General features: G+C 67.0%; 14 protein-coding genes. 3 read left to right on the top strand and 11 right to left on the bottom strand.

Annotated features, from left to right (window positions below; all coding sequences use genetic code 11):
- Positions 1 to 47: 47 nt before the first annotated feature.
- Entirely contained in the window at positions 48 to 422 is a 375-nt protein-coding gene (gene cpdR, locus OIM94_RS15905; protein WP_264607656.1) for a cell cycle two-component system response regulator CpdR, read from the bottom strand.
- 115 nt (positions 423 to 537) lie between these two features.
- On the opposite strand from cpdR, the gene OIM94_RS15900 reads away from it, so the two are divergent.
- Positions 538 to 1,383, top strand: a complete 846-nt coding sequence (locus tag OIM94_RS15900) for an N-formylglutamate amidohydrolase (RefSeq protein WP_413716365.1) — start codon at positions 538 to 540, stop codon at positions 1,381 to 1,383.
- Between the two features lie 382 nt (positions 1,384 to 1,765).
- Here OIM94_RS15900 and OIM94_RS15895 read toward each other — a convergent pair whose 3' ends face one another.
- Positions 1,766 to 2,539, bottom strand: coding sequence for a SapC family protein (locus OIM94_RS15895; RefSeq protein ID WP_264607655.1), 774 nt, complete (start codon positions 2,537 to 2,539; stop codon positions 1,766 to 1,768).
- 53 nt (positions 2,540 to 2,592) lie between these two features.
- On the bottom strand, positions 2,593 to 4,041 hold the full coding sequence (locus OIM94_RS15890) for an FAD-binding oxidoreductase (RefSeq protein WP_264607654.1): 1,449 nt from the start codon (positions 4,039 to 4,041) through the stop codon (positions 2,593 to 2,595).
- Between the two features lie 75 nt (positions 4,042 to 4,116).
- Here OIM94_RS15890 and OIM94_RS15885 point away from each other — a divergent pair, with 75 nt between their 5' ends.
- On the top strand, positions 4,117 to 4,572 hold the full coding sequence (locus OIM94_RS15885) for a hypothetical protein (RefSeq protein WP_264607653.1): 456 nt from the start codon (positions 4,117 to 4,119) through the stop codon (positions 4,570 to 4,572).
- An 80-nt stretch (positions 4,573 to 4,652) separates the two neighbouring features.
- Positions 4,653 to 6,143 carry a DEAD/DEAH box helicase gene (locus tag OIM94_RS15880; protein WP_264607652.1) on the top strand — a complete coding sequence of 497 codons (1,491 nt, stop codon included), beginning with the start codon at positions 4,653 to 4,655 and terminating at the stop codon, positions 6,141 to 6,143.
- 269 nt (positions 6,144 to 6,412) lie between these two features.
- On the opposite strand, the gene OIM94_RS15875 is transcribed toward OIM94_RS15880, so the two are convergent.
- The 8 genes from OIM94_RS15875 to OIM94_RS15840 all read right to left on the bottom strand — a co-directional run bounded on the left by OIM94_RS15875 (position 6,413) and on the right by OIM94_RS15840 (position 15,599).
- The gene (locus OIM94_RS15875; protein ID WP_264607651.1) at positions 6,413 to 8,974 is read right to left on the bottom strand and encodes a TonB-dependent receptor; all 2,562 of its coding nucleotides are present in this window, start codon (positions 8,972 to 8,974) and stop codon (positions 6,413 to 6,415) included.
- A gap of 177 nt (positions 8,975 to 9,151) precedes the next feature.
- Positions 9,152 to 9,490, bottom strand: coding sequence for a hypothetical protein (locus OIM94_RS15870; protein WP_264607650.1), 339 nt, complete (start codon positions 9,488 to 9,490; stop codon positions 9,152 to 9,154).
- 5 nt (positions 9,491 to 9,495) lie between these two features.
- Positions 9,496 to 11,100 (bottom strand): tetratricopeptide repeat-containing sulfotransferase family protein, encoded by a 1,605-nt coding sequence (locus OIM94_RS15865; RefSeq protein WP_264607649.1) that lies wholly within the window; start codon positions 11,098 to 11,100, stop codon positions 9,496 to 9,498.
- A gap of 85 nt (positions 11,101 to 11,185) precedes the next feature.
- The gene (locus OIM94_RS15860) at positions 11,186 to 11,824 is read right to left on the bottom strand and encodes a glutathione S-transferase family protein (protein ID WP_264607648.1); all 639 of its coding nucleotides are present in this window, start codon (positions 11,822 to 11,824) and stop codon (positions 11,186 to 11,188) included.
- Positions 11,825 to 11,902: 78 nt separating this feature from the next.
- The gene (locus tag OIM94_RS15855) at positions 11,903 to 12,766 is read right to left on the bottom strand and encodes a dienelactone hydrolase family protein (RefSeq protein WP_264607647.1); all 864 of its coding nucleotides are present in this window, start codon (positions 12,764 to 12,766) and stop codon (positions 11,903 to 11,905) included.
- 138 nt (positions 12,767 to 12,904) lie between these two features.
- Positions 12,905 to 13,555 carry a DUF1013 domain-containing protein gene (locus tag OIM94_RS15850; protein WP_264609931.1) on the bottom strand — a complete coding sequence of 217 codons (651 nt, stop codon included), beginning with the start codon at positions 13,553 to 13,555 and terminating at the stop codon, positions 12,905 to 12,907.
- Positions 13,556 to 13,674: 119 nt separating this feature from the next.
- On the bottom strand, positions 13,675 to 14,697 hold the full coding sequence (locus OIM94_RS15845; protein WP_264607646.1) for a glycosyltransferase family 4 protein: 1,023 nt from the start codon (positions 14,695 to 14,697) through the stop codon (positions 13,675 to 13,677).
- 23 nt (positions 14,698 to 14,720) lie between these two features.
- The gene (locus tag OIM94_RS15840; protein ID WP_264607645.1) at positions 14,721 to 15,599 is read right to left on the bottom strand and encodes a UDP-2,3-diacylglucosamine diphosphatase; all 879 of its coding nucleotides are present in this window, start codon (positions 15,597 to 15,599) and stop codon (positions 14,721 to 14,723) included.
- Positions 15,600 to 15,712: the final 113 nt, after the last annotated feature.

Raw genomic sequence — 15,712 nt, 5'->3', positions numbered from 1 at the left:
GGAAGCGCGCCTCTAGCGGGGGGCGACACCCCGCGCAAGCGCTAATTTCAATTCTGCCCCACATTTTCGGATTCGAACATCCGGTCGACCTCCAGCACCAGGTCGCGCAGGTGGAACGGCTTGGACAGCACGCGCGCCTGCGGCACCTGCTTGCCCGCGCGCAGCGTCACCGCCGCGAAGCCGGTGATGAACATCACCCGCATGTCCGGCGCGATCTCCGCAGCGCGCTGGGCGAGTTCGATCCCGTCCATCTCGGGCATGACGATATCGGTCAGCAGCAGGTCGAATCGCTCGGCTTCGAGCAGCGGCACCGCCGCCGTGCCGCGATCGACGGCGCTGACCGCATAGCCCGATCGTTCGAGCGCGCGGGTGAGGTACTCGCGCATTACGCGGTCGTCCTCTGCCAGCAAAATCCGGATCATCTTCACCCCACTCGATACGAACCGCCCCTTCCTTATGGGCCAAGCCCTTAAGATTTTCCAGCTTGGCGGCGCGCGCGCGTTGCCCACCGGGGTGCCGGCGCCTAGTCTGCACGCCGTGACTCGCGCCCTCAGCTTCGACCGATACGGGCCGGTGCCCCCGGAAAGCCCGGTGGTGCTGTCCGCGCCCCATGGCGGTCGCGACTATCCGCCGGCGCTGATCGAGGCACTGCGCGTCCCCGCCGATGCACTGCGCGCGCTGGAGGATCGCCACGTCGATTCGCTGGCACTCGCCGCGCGGCGCGACGAGACATTGTTCGTCGCCACGCGGGCGCGCGCCTGGATCGATCTCAATCGCGCCGAACATGATCGGGATCCCCAGATCGACGAGGGCGCGCACCAGAACGGCCGCCCGCTTTCCACCAAGGTTCGCAGCGGATTGGGGCTGGTGCCGCGCCGCGTCGGCACGCTGGGGCAGTTGTGGCGCGGGCGGTTCAGCGCCGAGGACGTCGCCTCCAGGATCATCGAGGACCACCGGCCCTATCATCTGGCGCTGGCCGAGGCGCTGGCGGCCGCGCAGGCGCGCTTCGGCGTAGCGGTGCTGCTCGACGTGCATTCGATGCCGCCGCTGGGCGCGCCGGAGAGCGCGCCCCGGCTGGTGATCGGCGACCGCTTCGGCCGCTCGGCGGCGGCACGGTTCGGCGCGCGGGTGGAAGGGGTCGCGCGGCGACACGGCATCGCCTGCGCGGCGAACACGCCCTATGCCGGCGGGCATATCCTGGAGCGGCACGGCGATCCGCGGCACGGGGTTCATGCGCTGCAACTCGAATTCGATCGATCGCTCTATCTGGATGCAGCGCTCGACGCGCTCGGTCCCGGCGCACCGGCGATCGTCGCGGTACTGCGCGACATCGTGGAGGCGGTAGCCGACGAGGCCCTGCCGGGCGCGCTCGCCGCCGAATGAACCGCACATAAAAAACCACCTCGCGGGATACCCACGAGGTGGCCAAGGTTCAGGGAGGAGACACGCCCGAAGGCGCATCATACGGCGTCGCGAAAGGGGGGACACGAGCCGTACAATTGAAATATAGACACGCGGCGAGCGAGTTCAAGGCAACTCGTCGTACATAATCTTCGCTTGGACGGCGGTGTGGTTTTCGGCGGGCGCGGGATGGCCGGGGATGCCCGATCGCAGCGGCATCAGCCCCCCCTTGCATCGGAGGGGTCGGGGTGTGGCAGCGCCTCCACCGTGGCAAACAGGGGACGTAGCCCCCTGTGCCGAAGCCCCTCCTCCAGGAAGGAGGGGCTTGCGGAAGGACCGGGGGCCAAACTGCCCCCGGCGCTCATCAGCCGACGAGCTGCACTTCCGGCTGCCAGCCGTTGCGGATCTGGCGCGCGAACAGCTCGCGCATCTGCGCCAGCGAGAAGAGGTGGGCGTAGATCAGCGGCAGCATGCCGTTCTGCACGATCTTGCGAAGCTGGTCGCCGCGCATCTCGTTCAGCTTGTTCTCGTCGACCATCATGAAGCCGCGATAGATGAAGGGCTGCGCCGCGCCGTCCGGCTGGATCGAGACTTCGCCGTCGATCAGCAGGCCCAGTTCCTTCAGCTCACGCATGAACTGGCTGGTGCGGGCACCCGCGGTTTCGAACTGCTCGTTGAACTGCAGGATATTCTTGGTGACGTCGCTCGGCTCGCCATTCTCGAACAGCGCCTCGCCTTCCTCGAAGTTGCCGACCACGTCCGAGGTCGGATCGAAGCAGAGCGACAGCTCGTCGGTGTCCGGGCGCAGGCGCGCCAGCAGGAACGGATAGCGGCGGATATAGGCCGGCACGTAGAAGTTCGGGTCGATCAGCTTGCCTTCGGCGTCGAAGAAGGTGTTCACGCCTTCGTTCAGGCCCATTAGCGCGAGCGGCACGGGGTCGTCCCCGACCGAGAAGACGATCGGCATGAAGCGCTGCACCAGCGGGAATTCCTCGACGGTCACCGGCACGGCGTGCTGGTTGGCGAGGAAGGCCGCGCGGTCGGTCGAACGCGTACGGAAATCGGCATGGACCTGGCTCGAAAGCGGCTCGAGCTGATTGTAGAACAAGGGAAGCGACTGCTGCGGCGCGCTGGCCATGAGGATCTCCTGAGAACTTTTTTCGTCGAAATGCGTTTCAACCGCTGCGCGGTCTATTTGCTGGCGGTTGCTGGCGCAAGCGCGACCAGCTTTCCCGGATTGAGAATCAGCTTCGGATCCAACGCCGTCTTGATCGCGCGCAGCGCGGCCATGCGCGCAGGAGGCGACAGGCGGGCGAGTTCGTCGCGCTTCATCTGGCCGATGCCATGCTCGGCCGAGATCGAGCCGCCGGCGGCGACTACCAGGTCATGCACCAGCCGGGTGATCTGCGGTCCGTCCTCGGCATACCAGCGATCGCGGTCCACCCCCTTGGGCGCCCGCACGTGGAAATGGACATTGCCGTCGCCGAGATGGCCATAGGCGATGGCATGCGTGCCGGGGAAGCGCGCCTCGGCCTCGGCACCGCCCTCCACCATGAAGCGGGGCATGTCCTCGACCGGTACCGAAATGTCGTGCTGCACGGCGGGACCCGCCGCACGCTCGGCTTCGGAAATGGAGTGACGAATGCGCCAGAAGCTTTCGGCCTGCGCCTCGCTCGCCGCGATCACCGCATCCTGGGCAAGTCCCGCCTCGAACGCCCCCGCCAGCATGCGTTCCAGCACCGCCGCGGGGGCCTCGGCCGTGGCATCGCCGGTCACGGCCTCGATCAGCACGTGCCAGCGATGGCTGGCCGCCAGCGGCACGCGCGTCCCCGGCACATGCTCCAGCACCAGCGCCACGGTATCGTCGGGCATGATTTCGAAGCTTTCGATCATGTCGGTCGCGGCCTGCAGGCGGCGCAGCAGGGCGAGTGCCTGCGCGGGGCTCTCCAGCCCGACCCAGGCGACCGCACGCGCGGCCGCCGCCGGCACCAGCCGCAGCGTCGCGGCAGTGACGATGCCGAGCGTCCCCTCGGCCCCGATCAGCAGCTGGTTGAGGTCGTAGCCGCGATTGTCCTTCTTCAGCGCCGAGAGGCCGTCATGCACCGATCCGTCGGGCAGGACCGCCTCGACGCCCGCGACCAGCGCGCGCATCGTGCCGAAGCGGAGCACCTGCACGCCGCCGGCATTGGTGGAGACGAGGCCGCCGATGGTGGCGCTGCCGCGCGCGCCGAGATCCAGCGGGAAGCGGCGTCCGGCCGCCTCGGCGGCGTCGCGGAAGGTCGCGAGAATCACGCCCGCTTCGGCTACCGCCAGGTTCGCCTCGGCATCCATTCGCCGGATCGCATTCATCCGGCGGGTGGAAAGGAGCAGGGCAGAGCCGTCGGGCGGGGGCACTGCGCCGCCGACCATGCCGGTGTTTCCGCCCTGCGGAACCAGCGGCTGGCCGAGATCGTGCGCGAGCGCCACCAGCGCGCACACTTCTTCGGTCGAGGCGGGAGACAGGATCGCCGGCGCGGCGCCATGATACCGGCGGCGCCAGTCGGTCAGCCAGGGCGCGATGTCCTGGGGATCGGTGGTGACTGCCTTGGGGCCGAAGCGTTCGGCGGCAAAGGCCGTTATGCGGTGCTGCGCGGGAGTCATGATGCTTGCGCGATAGCATGGGCTGCGGCAGTTCATCCACCGTTCAACCCTTGGTTCCTACCATCCCGTCCCACGATGCCGAATCTGCCGATCGCCGCCGCAGGCCTGATGCTGATGCTCGCCGTTCCCGCGGCGAGCCCGGCCGTGTCCGCCGATCCGGCGGCAGAAGCGCCGTTCCAGCAGCATTTCACCATCCATGTGCCGCGGATGAGCGTGACGACGACCACGGTGATCGTCCGCCGCGAGGCCCCGACAGCGCTGATCGAACGCAAGGCGAAGAGCTGTGTCGAGGTGGATCGCATCCAGGGCTTCACGGTCAATGCCGGCGACAGCGTCGACCTGATCCTGGAGGACGGATCGCTGCTGCGCGCGAAGCTCGGCTCGGAATGCCCTGCGCTCGGCTTCTATTCCGGCGCCTATCTCAAGCCGACCAAGGACAGCCGCTTTTGCGCCGGCCGGGACGCGCTCCATTCCCGATCGGGCAGAATCTGTCCCGTTCAGGCCTTCAAGAACCTCGTTCGCGCACGCTGAAGCTTGACTTTTGCGGTTGAATCCGCAAGCGCGATGCCTTCTGCTGCGGCGGTGTGAGCGCCCTATTTCCGGACACATGCATGAGCTTTGCCGATCTCGGCCTTTCTGACGACCTCCTCCGCGCGGTGACCGACGCCGGCTATACAGAGCCGACTCCGATCCAGCGCCAGGCGATCCCGTCGGTGCTGATGGGCAAGGACCTGATCGGCATCGCCCAGACGGGCACCGGCAAGACCGCGGCCTTCGTGCTGCCGATGATCGACGTGCTCGGCGAAGGGCGCACCCGCGCGCTGATGCCGCGCTCGCTGATCCTCGAGCCGACGCGCGAGCTCGCGGCGCAGGTCGCGGAGAATTTCGAAAAGTACGGCGTCAACCACAAGCTCTCGATGGCGCTGCTGATCGGCGGCGTGCAGATGGGCGACCAGGTCAAGGCGCTCGAAAAGGGCGTTGACGTCCTGATCGCCACGCCGGGCCGGCTGATGGACCTCTATGGCCGCGGCAAGATCCTGCTTACCGGCTGCAGTCTGCTGGTGATCGACGAGGCGGACCGGATGCTCGACATGGGGTTCATCCCCGATATCGAGGAAATCTGCACCAAGCTGCCCAAGGTCCGCCAGACGCTGCTCTTCTCGGCGACGATGCCGCCGCCGATCAAGAAGCTGGCCGACCGCTTCCTCACCGATCCCAAGACGATCGAAGTGGCGCGCCCCGCCACCGCCAACATCAACATCACCCAGCGCATCGTGCAGGTGCCGGCCACTGCGCATGTAAAGCGCGACGTGCTGCGCCGCCTGCTGCAGCAGGATGAAGTGTCGACCGCGATCATCTTCTGCAACCGCAAGACGACCGTGCGCGACCTGAACAAGAGCCTGAAGAAGCACGGCTTCCGCTCGGCCGAGATTCATGGCGACATGGATCAGTCGGCCCGCATCGCCGAGCTGGACCGGTTCAAGAACGGTGACGTCAACATCCTCGTCGCCTCGGACGTCGCCGCGCGCGGCATCGACGTGAAGGGCGTGAGCCACGTCTTCAACTTCGACGCCCCCTGGCATCCGGACGATTATGTCCACCGCATCGGCCGCACCGGCCGCGGCGGCGCGACCGGCACGGCCTATACGCTGGTGACCCCGGAAGATGCCGAGAACATCGCCGAAATCGAGAAGCTGACCGGCCACAAGATCGAGCGCGTGCCAAGCCCCGTGGCAGTCGACGGCGCCGAAGATGCGTCTCCGCCCAAGCGTGCGCGCGGCGGCAAGCGCGACACCAAGAAGCCCGAGCCGCGCCAGGGGGAAGCCGCTGCCGAGGCACCGGCCAAGCCGCGGTCTCGCCGCGCTGCCCCGGCGCGCGAGGACGCCGCCCCTGCCCCCGCCCCGCGCGAGGAGCAGCGCAGCCGGCCGCCGCGCGACGAGCGTCAGGCCCGCGAAGAGCGGCCCGCCCGAGACACGCGCCCGGTACGCGACGAGCGCCCTGTACGTGACGATCGCCGCCGTCGCCGCGACCAAGACGACGGACCCGATGATGGCTGGAACGGCCCGATCCCGGACTTCCTCAATTACACGATCGAGGCCTGACCGCGCAGGGGTGCGGCTTAGCCGCTCCCCGCCCGTGCGACGTGATCCGCCAGCAGTTGGGCGGCGGATCGGTACGGATCTGGATCGTGCCGGATCCCGCGCTTAGGTAATGACGATGGCGCGACCGTCCTGATCGACGGTGCTGCAGCGCCTTCAGCATCGTGACCGGCGATCATGTCGCCCGCGTTCCGCACACGATCTGGCCGCGCGGCGATCGCCCGTCGCCCGTGCCGCCAGGGTAGGGCGGCACGGGCGACGGCGCATTCAGCCTAGAACTTGGCGCCCGCGCGGATGCCGATCGTGCGCGGCGCGATCGGCACGATATAGCTGCGGCTGCACGACCCGCATTGCTGGAAGCGAGAGAGCTGCCCGCGCTCGTCGGCAAGGTTGGTGACGAACAGCTCGAGGTTGAACCGGGCGAACTCCGCGCCCGCCGCGAGGCCGACGGTGGTGAACGCCTCCAGCCGCCCGAGCAACTGCGCCGGGCTGACGATCGCACCGGTGCCGGTCTGATACACGGCGGTGCGGATGTCCGATGCGGCCGAACTCTGGTGCGATACCGTTGCCTGGCCATAGCCCTTTGCCGCACCCACCGGCACGGTATAGCGCGCCGTGCCGCTCAGCTTCACCTGCGGCGTGATCGGCAACCGCGATCCGCTCGGCGCGGAGATCAGGTTCCCGTTGCCGGTGTCCTTGCAGCTATAGGTGGGATCGTCGAACAGGCAGAGATTTTTGGTCGTCTTGGCGTCGGTGTAGCTGCCCGCCGCGGTCAGCGACAGTCCGCCGCTGGTGAACGCTGCATCGGCCTCGATCCCGCGGATCCGCGCGTTCGGACCGTTGTGTATCTCGGTGAAGCTGTTCGCGCCAAGGAAGGAGAACTGGAACTTGTCCCAGTCCTGCTGATAGACCGCCGCGTTCAGCTTCAGCGCGCCGCCCAGCAGCGTGGTCTTCGCGCCGAGCTCGTAGTTGGTGAGGAAGTCGGCCTGGTACGGGTCGACATCGACGCGGCGGTTGATCCCGCCGGGTCGGAAGCCGCGCGACACGGTGCCATAGACCAGCACGCCCTTGGTCGGCTTCCAGCTGAGGTTGAACCGATAGGTCGCCCCCTGCCCCTGGGCGCGCACCGGAAGCAGGCCCGCGCCCACCGCATAGGTGGCGAGATTGGTACATGGCCCCCCCGCCACCGCTGCGGGCAGCAGCGTGGTCGATTTGCCCGCGGCGATCGCGCTGCGCAGTCGCAGCCCGTCGGTGGTGAAGCACTGCGCCACGCCGGTGCGCGAGCTGCCCGCGCCGTTATAGGGCGTGTCGGTAAAGCCGTTGCCCGGATTGCGGCCGAAGCCGAAGAAGCCGATCAGCGTGTTGTCGTAGATATAGGCACGGCCGCCCGCGGTGGCGGTGAGCGTGTTGGTCAGATCGTAGCTGAGCTCGCCGAATGCCGCATAGTCGCGGTCGACGCGGTGCTGCTGGGTAAGCCACAGCGTGCCCGGATGACCATTCACCGACAGGTTGTCGGCAAGGCCGGTGACCCGATAGTCCTGATGGATGTCGTTGGACTGGCGCTGATAGAACAGGCCGGCAACCACCCGCAGCCGCTCGCTGGAGGGAGACGCGACGCGCAGTTCCTGGCTGGTCTTCTTGAAATGATCGGTGCCGACGATGCGCTGGCGCGGATCGATCGCCTTGCCCGCATTGTCCGAGAAGTAGAAATAGCCGGCAAGCCCGCCTACCGAGGAATAGAGCGAGTCATAGGCCTCGGCATAATCGGTATAGTCGCTCGACTGGGTGGCGCGACGGTCGAGGTAGGCGCCCGCATAGGTCAGGTCCCAGTTGCCCAGCCGCCCCTCGATGGTCAGCGCAGCCTGGATGAAGCGATCGCGCCGATATTCTGGGAAGAAATGCTGGACCTGCAGGTCGCCGACCTTGGGATCATAGCCATAGGCGCCGTGGCTGCGCGTCTCCTGATAGATCACCCCCGGTGTGACCGTCCAGTTGTCGTCGAGATCCACCTTCAGCGCGGCACGGCCGCCCCAGATGTCGGTATCGTTGTAGTCCTGCTTCACGAAGGGGCGGTTGTTCACGACCACGCCGCCCTTGCTGGAGGTGCACGAGGTCGCGCTGGTCTCGGGCAGGAAGCTGCGGCAGCCTGAAACATTGTCGATATAGCCGGCGTCGTGCTGGTAGAAGCCGACCAGGCGGATCGCCGCGATTTCGTTGATCGGCAGGTTCAGCATGCCTTCCAGCTTGCCGCCGATCGCCCCCTTCTCCACCGAGTTCACCTCGGCATCGACGCGGCCATAGGTGCCCTTGTGATCGGGCTGGTTGGTGATGATGCGGATCGTGCCCGCTTCCGAGGAGGCACCATAGAGCGTGCCCTGCGGGCCCGCCAGGCTCTCGATCCGGGCGATGTCGTAAACGTGCACGTCGAGATTGCCGCCAATCGTCGTGACCGGCTGCTCGTCGAGATAGACGCCGACCGAGGGCAGCGAGCCCGAATGGTTGCCGTCCCCGCCCGAGGCGACGCCGCGCATATAGACGACGTTGGTGCCTGGCGTGCCGCCCAGTGCCTGGAACGATACCGAGGGAAGCTGCTGCACATAGTCGCTGAAATTGCTGACGTTCAGCTCATCCAGCCGCTGGGTGCCCAGTGCCTGGATGCTGATCGGGACGTTCTGGATGCTTTCGCTGCGCTTCTGCGCGGTGACGACGATCTCGTTGGGGTCGCTGGCAGCCGGCGCGGCGGGTTCTGCCTGCTGCTGGGCCAGCGCAGGCGCGGCGGCGAGCATGGTGGACGCGAGCAGAATAAAACGAACCCCGTACCGGTTGAGCGGCATCACAACCCCCTTGTTTGTTGCGCCGCAGCGTCCCGCGCTGCTGCCGCTCCGTCAAGCGGAGGCAATGCGAGATTGCGGTTGGACGCAAGGATTGTTCAACACCTGTGACAATCGAGCAACGAACCGATGGCACAGGACAATAATGCCGACGCGTATCGGACCGCACGCCACGGACGCTTACCGAGTGCGACGGGCATGCGCCGCCGCGGACAGGCGACCGACCAGCGAGGCGACCATCGCAGGGGGGAAGGCAAGCACGGCGAGAAACGGAAGGCCGATGCCGATCATCGGGCCGATCCCGGCCTGCAGCCACCAAAGCGGCAGCTGGGAGAACGTCATGGCTAGGCCCGCCAGCCAGCCTCGATGACCCAGACGGCATCCGGCGATCCCCGACCCCGCAATCGACAGCGGATACCAGACATAGGCAAAGCCGGACGCGTCCCAGGGCTCGCGCACATCCGACACCCCACACACCATTGCCCAATAGAACATGCCAAGGCCGAAAAGTGCGGGCAAGGTCGTCAGGATGCGGGGAATGCGGGCACCCCCGGATAGGCGGTGAGCACGTCGCTCAGCGCGGCCTTCAGCGGATCGAGCCAGGGCTCGAACGGCTTCCACCCCTCCACGCCGTCGCGAAAGATCGGGCGGCGGACCTGTTCGGAGCTGGCGGTGCGTACCGCCCGCTCGGTCTTGTAGAAGGACAGGCAGGCGGGTTCGAAGTCCAGCCCACAGGCCGCGAGCAACGCCCGGACCTGTGCTTCCGTATCTTCCACCATGGCCTCGTAGAACACGCGGTGGACGCGCCCGGGCGCCACCGCATCGACATGGGCCATCAGCCGCACATAATCCGCATAATAGCGGCCCATATCCTCCAGCGCATAGCTGAAGCCCTGGCCGCGCGCGAAATGCTGCTTGAAGTTTGAAAAGCAGCAGCCGAGCGGATGGCGCCGCGCATCGATGATGCGCGCATTGGGCAGCGCCTGCAGGATCAGCGGCACATGCGCCCAGTTGTTCGGCAGCTTGTCGATAAAGAAGGGCCGATCCGTGCGCCGCTGGATACGGGTGCGGCGCAGATAGGCTTCGCCGAGCGCGCGGAGCTGATCGCCGGTCAGCTCGGCAAGGCCGGCGGGATAGCCGGCGATCTCGCGCGCAAGCACCGGCAGGTCGGCGAGTTCGGCGGTGCCCTCCACCAGGCTGTGGCTGGACAGGATCTGCTCGACCAGCGTCGATCCGGCGCGGGGCATGCCGAGGATAAAGATCGGGTCCGGCGCCGGGTAGCCCTGTCCCGCCCGGGCCGCGAGCAGGCCGGGCGTGAGGTGCGCGATCTGGGCGTCGACCAGCCGGGCCGTATCCGCCGCCGCATAGGGGAGCGCACGGCGGCGCAGCGCATTGCCCGCGGCATAATGCGCGAATGCCGAAGCTGCCTGACCGCGCTCCTCCAGCGCCTTGCCCAATGCGAAATCGAGGTGGAAGCGATCTTCCTCGGCGAGTTCCGCCCCCGCCAGCGCGGCATTCATCGCGGCAAGATCGGCATCGTCAAAGCGCACGGTCTTGAGATTGGCGAGGCTCCACCACGCCTCGCCAAGCGCCGGCATCAGCGTCAGCGCGCGCCGATAGGCGGCAACCGCGTCTGCCTGGCGTCCCACGGTCTTGAGCATATGCCCGTAGCTCATCCAAACCCGCGGCTGATTGGGCGCCTGTTCCAGCACGCGCTCGTACAGCCCGATCGCGGCATCGAAATCGCCGAGCCGCGCATTCGCCGCCGCTTGCAGATTGGTGTGCGTTAGGTTGTCCGGCTCGTCGGCGAGGACACGATCCAGCTCGGCCAGCGCGTCCACGGGGCGATTCAGCCGGTACAGCACCAGCGCCAGGTTGGCGCGCGCGGGCGTGAACGACGGCGCCAGCTCCACGGCGCGACGGAGCAGCGACTCCGCATCGCGATAGCGGCCGATCCGCCCGGCGAGTTCCGCGAACATCCGGATCGCGGCAACGTCGAACGGATCGTCCTTGAGGTGCGCGCGCAGCAATGGCTCGGCGACGTGCAACTGGTTGTCGTGCAGCGCCAGCGCTGCGTCGATCAGCCGCGGCGGATATCGCCCGGCGGTGGCAATCCAGCTGTCTGCCATAGCCGGAGCGTTGCCGTTTCCGATCCGCTCGTTCTGCAATCCAATCCCGCTCACCGCACAACCATCGGCGAGCGGGACGTGGGGATCAAGCCGGTTCGGACGCCTTTTGCAGCGCTTCGGCATCGGCGTCGTCCAGCGTCCAGGCACGCTGATATGCCGCCCGCGCCTGCACCCGCTCGACATAGGCGAGGAAGGAGTCGCGGCCGGGCAGCATCCCGAAGCGCGTCAGCCACCCGATCTGAGACCCCAGATAGACATCGGCCGCGGTGAAGCGTTCGCCGGTCGCATAGGGCCGCGACGACAGAAGCTGGTCCAGCACCTCGACGACAAGGTCGTAGGTGCCATAGCCGAACATCCGGCTCTTGTCCTCGGCCACAACGAACGCCGCGGCCTTGTTGGTCGCGGCCTGCTCCACCGGGCCCGCCGCGTAGAACAGCCAGCGATAATAGTCGGCGCGCTCCTCCGGCAGCGGTGCAAGGCCGGCCTCCGGAAACGCTTCCGCGAGATAGGCACAGATCGCAGCGCACTCGGTGACCACCTTGCCGCCGTGCACGATGGCGGGCACCTTCCCCATCGGATTGACCGCGCGATAGGGCTCGCCCTTCATCGTGGAGGCATAGTCGAGCAGCTCGACCGTATAGGAAGCGCCCACTTCCTCCAGCATCCATCGCACGATCCGGCCGCGCGATTGCGGATTGGTGTAGAGAATCAGTTGGTCCGTCATGGCCCCGTACCCCTGTTGCTCCCGACTCGATCCGCCGGGAACAGGAAGGGAACATGAACGGGCGGACGGGTCAACCGGTCAGAGGCCGGCCAAGGTCGCGAGCAATCGATCCCATGCTCGATCTGCCTGCGCTGCATTGTAGACCCGGCTGTCGGGCGGGCACCAGCCATGCATCGTGCCGGCATAGACTTCGATTTCCGCGGGCACCTTGGCGGCGACGAAGGCGGTGCGCAGCGCCACCTTGTCGCCCGGCGCGCGAGCATCGTCATTCTCGGCGATGGCGAACAGGTAGCGGCCCTGCAGCTGCGGCACGAGCTTGTGCGGGCTATCGGGCGCCTCGGTCACCAGCGGCGCACCGTGAAAGCTGCCGCCGGCACGGACCCGACCCGGCAGCGCGGCGGCGGTGCGCACCACGAACGGCCCGCCCATGCAATAGCCGGTGCTGCCCATGCCGCGCTTGGCGTCGACCTCCGGCTGGGCATCGAGAAACGCCGCGAAGGTCGTGGCATCGGCGGTGATCGCGGCCGGGGTCAGCGGCTCGCGCCACGGCATGATCATCGCGCGCACTTCGGGCTGGTCAAACGACTGGCCCGGCTTCAGGAACGGCGCCTTGGTCGAGCGGTAGAACTGATTGACCGTCAGCACCGCATAGCCGGACTGGGCGAGCCGGTCGGCCATTTGCCGGAAGGCCGGCCGCAGCCCCATGATGTCCGGCCACACTAGCACGGCGGGATGCTTGCCGCTGGTCGGCGCGACGAAATAGGCATCGGCAGTCCCGTCCGCGGTCTTGATGGTGACGTCACGGCCCTTGACCGTGGCGGCATTGGCGGGTGTCGGCAGGATCGCCATCATGCCGGTCGCGGCGGCGGCGGCGGTAAAGCCGCGGCGGGTGATTCCGCCCAGCGCGCGGTCGTTATCGGCTGCGGTATGTTCGTCACACATGGCGATCCTCCTCCGGGGCCCCCGCCCCGCTGCCGGTCTAGCCCAGTGCAACGTCGACGCAAAGCTGCCCCAAGAAACAGAACGGGCCCCGGCACATGCTGCGCCGAGGCCCGTCGATTCACGCCCGGAAAGGCGATCTCAGTGCTTGAACAGGCTCTCCGCCGTGTGCTCGATCGGGGCGCTCTCGGCCTCCTGCACATGGCTCGCCGCATAGCGCTCGGCGCGGAGCTGCTCGATCAGCGCCTCGCGGTCGCCCTCGAGGCGGGTGTCGGTCGGCGCCTCGATTCCGGCGGCCTTGGCGGCCTTGGCGACCAGTGCATCCAGCTCGCGCTGCGAGCACAGGCCGAGCGTTACCGGATCCTTCGGCACGATGTTGCCAATGTTCCAGTGCGTGCGGTCGCGGATCGCAGCGATGGTGGTGCGGGTCGTGCCGATCAGCTTGCCGATCGCGCCGTCCGAAACCTCGGGGTGGTTGCGCAGGATCCAGGCGATGCCGTCCGGCTTGTCCTGGCGCTTGGAGACCGGCGTATAGCGCGGGCCCTTCGTACGGCGGACCTGCTCGGGGCCCTTCTGCATCTTGAGGACGTAATTGGGGTTCGCCTGCCCCTTCTCGATCTCGTCCATCGTCAGTTCGTGCGCGCGCACCGGATCGCGGCCGGTGAGCTTGGTCGCGGCGGTATCGTCGGCGATCGCCTGCACTTCGAGGATGTGGAGCCCGCAGAATTCGGCGATCTGTTCGAACGACAGCGACGTGTTGTCGACCAGCCAGGAAGCGGTCGCGTGCGGCATCAGCGGCTGGGCCACGGTGGATCTCCGGAACTTGAAACAATAAGGGCCGCCCATCACGGGCGGCCACACATGGTCTTGATGTAGGGGAGCTTGCCCGCTTCGGCAAGCGTTTCCGCGATTCAGGCGGCGGCCTTCTCGCAGCCGATCGGCACCAGCGCGGTAAGGAACTGGCGGGCGCTCGCCTCCCAGGTGAAGCTGCGTCCGTAGTTGGCGCAGGCAGCACGATCCAGCGTCAGCGCCCGGTCGATCGCCGTGCCGAGATCCTCGTCCATCGCGCCCGTCTCCGCCGTCAGCACGTCGACCGGCCCGGTGACCGGGTAGGCCGCAACGGGCGTACCGCAGGCCAACGCCTCGATCATCACCAGCCCGAAGGTATCGGTGCGGCTGGGGAAGACGAACACGTCGGCGCTGGCATAGGCACTCGCCAGATCTGCGCCAAACTGCGCGCCGAGGAACCGTGCTTCGGGATATTTGGCCTCAAGCATCGCGCGTGCCGGGCCGTCGCCCACCACCACCTTGGTGCCGGGACGATCGACGCTGAGAAAGGCTTCGAGGTTCTTCTCGACCGCCACCCGGCCGACATAGAGCATCACCGGCCCGGGCAGTTCCGCCATCTCCGGATGCTTGGGCAGGCCGGGCTGGAAATGGGCCAGGTCCACGCCGCGGCCCCAATGCCGCACCTGGGGCAGGCCATGATCGACCAGCGACTGGCGGATCGATGCCGTGGAAGCCAGGATGGTCGCGCTCGGCGTGTGGAACCAGCGGATGTAGCGCCAGATCCACTCGGCCGGCACCCCGGAGCGCGCCGAGACATAGTCCGGGAACTGGGTGTGATAGGCGGTGGTGAACGGCCGCTTCTGACGCAGGCACCAGCGGCGCGCCGCGACGCATAGCGGTCCTTCGGTGGCGAGGTGGATCGCGTTGGGCGCAAACTCCTCCAGCATGGCACCGACGGCCGCCACGCTGGTGATCGCAAGCCGGATTTCCGGATAGGTCGGGCAGGGCAACGAGTAGAATTTGTCAGGCGAGACGACCAGCACCTGATGGCCCTGGCTCTCCAGCACCCGCCGCACGGACTGGAGCGTGCGGACGACGCCGTTGACCTGGGGTTCCCAGGCATCGGTCACGATGGCGATACGCACGGTCTCGGTCCCCCCCGCTGCCGTCACGCCGCCGCCAGTCTGACCTCGGACTCCGGCTGCGACTCGCGCGCTGCCATCTCGTCGGCCCAGTGGAGAATTTCCATGGAACCGTCGTACTGCTCCACCAGCGCCGTGCAACCCTCTACCCAATCGCCGTCGTTATAATATGCGATGCCGTCGATCGCGCGGATCTCCGCCTTGTGGATATGCCCGGCAATCACGCCGTCCACCCCGCGTGCACCCGCCTCGCGCGCGACGATCTCTTCGAACTTGGAGATGAAGGACACCGCGTTCTTGACCTTCTGCTTGGCATATTTGCTGAGCGACCAATAGGGCAGGCCCATCCAGCGACGCACCGCGTTCAGCCACCGGTTGAGCGTCATCATCATCTCGTAGGCGGCATCGCCCAGATGCGCGAGCCAGCGGTGCGACATGGTGATCGCGTCGAACTCGTCGCCATGGAGTACCAGCAGGCGCCGGCCGTCGGCGGTGGTGTGGATCGCCTGACGCTTGATCTTCACCCCGCCGAAATCCAGCCCGGTGAACTGGCGGAACATTTCGTCATGATTGCCCGGAATATAGACGATCTCGGTGCCGCGCTTCGCCCGCTTGAGCACGCGCCAGACGATGTCGTTGTGCGTCGCCGGCCAGTAGAAGCGCTTCTTCATCGCCCATCCGTCGATGATGTCGCCCACCAGATACATGATGTCGCTGTCGACATGGTCGAGAAAATCAATGAGCATCTCGGCATTGCAGCCGCGCGTTCCGAGATGCACGTCCGAAATCCAGATCGCGCGATACTTGCGGCGCGTACCGATCGGCCGTTCCGGAATCGTCGGAGTCGCCGCGTGGAAGTCCGCGAGCCCCGCGACATCGAACGAAAGCTTGGTGATCGTGGCCATGCCCGAGTTCCCGTGCAGCTACCCAGATGCAGAGACTCGCCTATGGCGCGACATTGTTACAAATCGAATCGTTGGGATTTCATGGGATTGTCATACTGGGCCGGCGACGACGC

Origin of the sequence: Sphingomonas sp. R1 (assembly GCF_025960285.1) — a bacterium.
Taxonomy (GTDB): Bacteria; Pseudomonadota; Alphaproteobacteria; order Sphingomonadales; family Sphingomonadaceae; genus Sphingomonas.
This window is presented reverse-complemented; position numbering and strand designations above follow the sequence as displayed.

Bases quoted from the DNA above. Each gene is read 5' to 3' on its own strand.
- cpdR (WP_264607656.1), bottom strand. From the start codon at position 422: ATGATCCGGATTTTGCTGGCAGAGGACGACCGCGTAATGCGCGAGTAC.
- OIM94_RS15895 (WP_264607655.1), bottom strand. From the start codon at position 2,539: ATGGCCAGCGCGCCGCAGCAGTCGCTTCCCTTGTTCTACAATCAGCTC.
- OIM94_RS15890 (WP_264607654.1), bottom strand. From the start codon at position 4,041: ATGACTCCCGCGCAGCACCGCATAACGGCCTTTGCCGCCGAACGCTTC.
- OIM94_RS15885 (WP_264607653.1), top strand. From the start codon at position 4,117: ATGCCGAATCTGCCGATCGCCGCCGCAGGCCTGATGCTGATGCTCGCC.
- OIM94_RS15880 (WP_264607652.1), top strand. From the start codon at position 4,653: ATGAGCTTTGCCGATCTCGGCCTTTCTGACGACCTCCTCCGCGCGGTG.
- OIM94_RS15875 (WP_264607651.1), bottom strand. From the start codon at position 8,974: ATGCCGCTCAACCGGTACGGGGTTCGTTTTATTCTGCTCGCGTCCACC.
- OIM94_RS15865 (WP_264607649.1), bottom strand. From the start codon at position 11,100: ATGGCAGACAGCTGGATTGCCACCGCCGGGCGATATCCGCCGCGGCTG.
- OIM94_RS15860 (WP_264607648.1), bottom strand. From the start codon at position 11,824: ATGACGGACCAACTGATTCTCTACACCAATCCGCAATCGCGCGGCCGG.
- OIM94_RS15855 (WP_264607647.1), bottom strand. From the start codon at position 12,766: ATGTGTGACGAACATACCGCAGCCGATAACGACCGCGCGCTGGGCGGA.
- OIM94_RS15850 (WP_264609931.1), bottom strand. From the start codon at position 13,555: ATGCCGCACGCGACCGCTTCCTGGCTGGTCGACAACACGTCGCTGTCG.
- OIM94_RS15840 (WP_264607645.1), bottom strand. From the start codon at position 15,599: ATGGCCACGATCACCAAGCTTTCGTTCGATGTCGCGGGGCTCGCGGAC.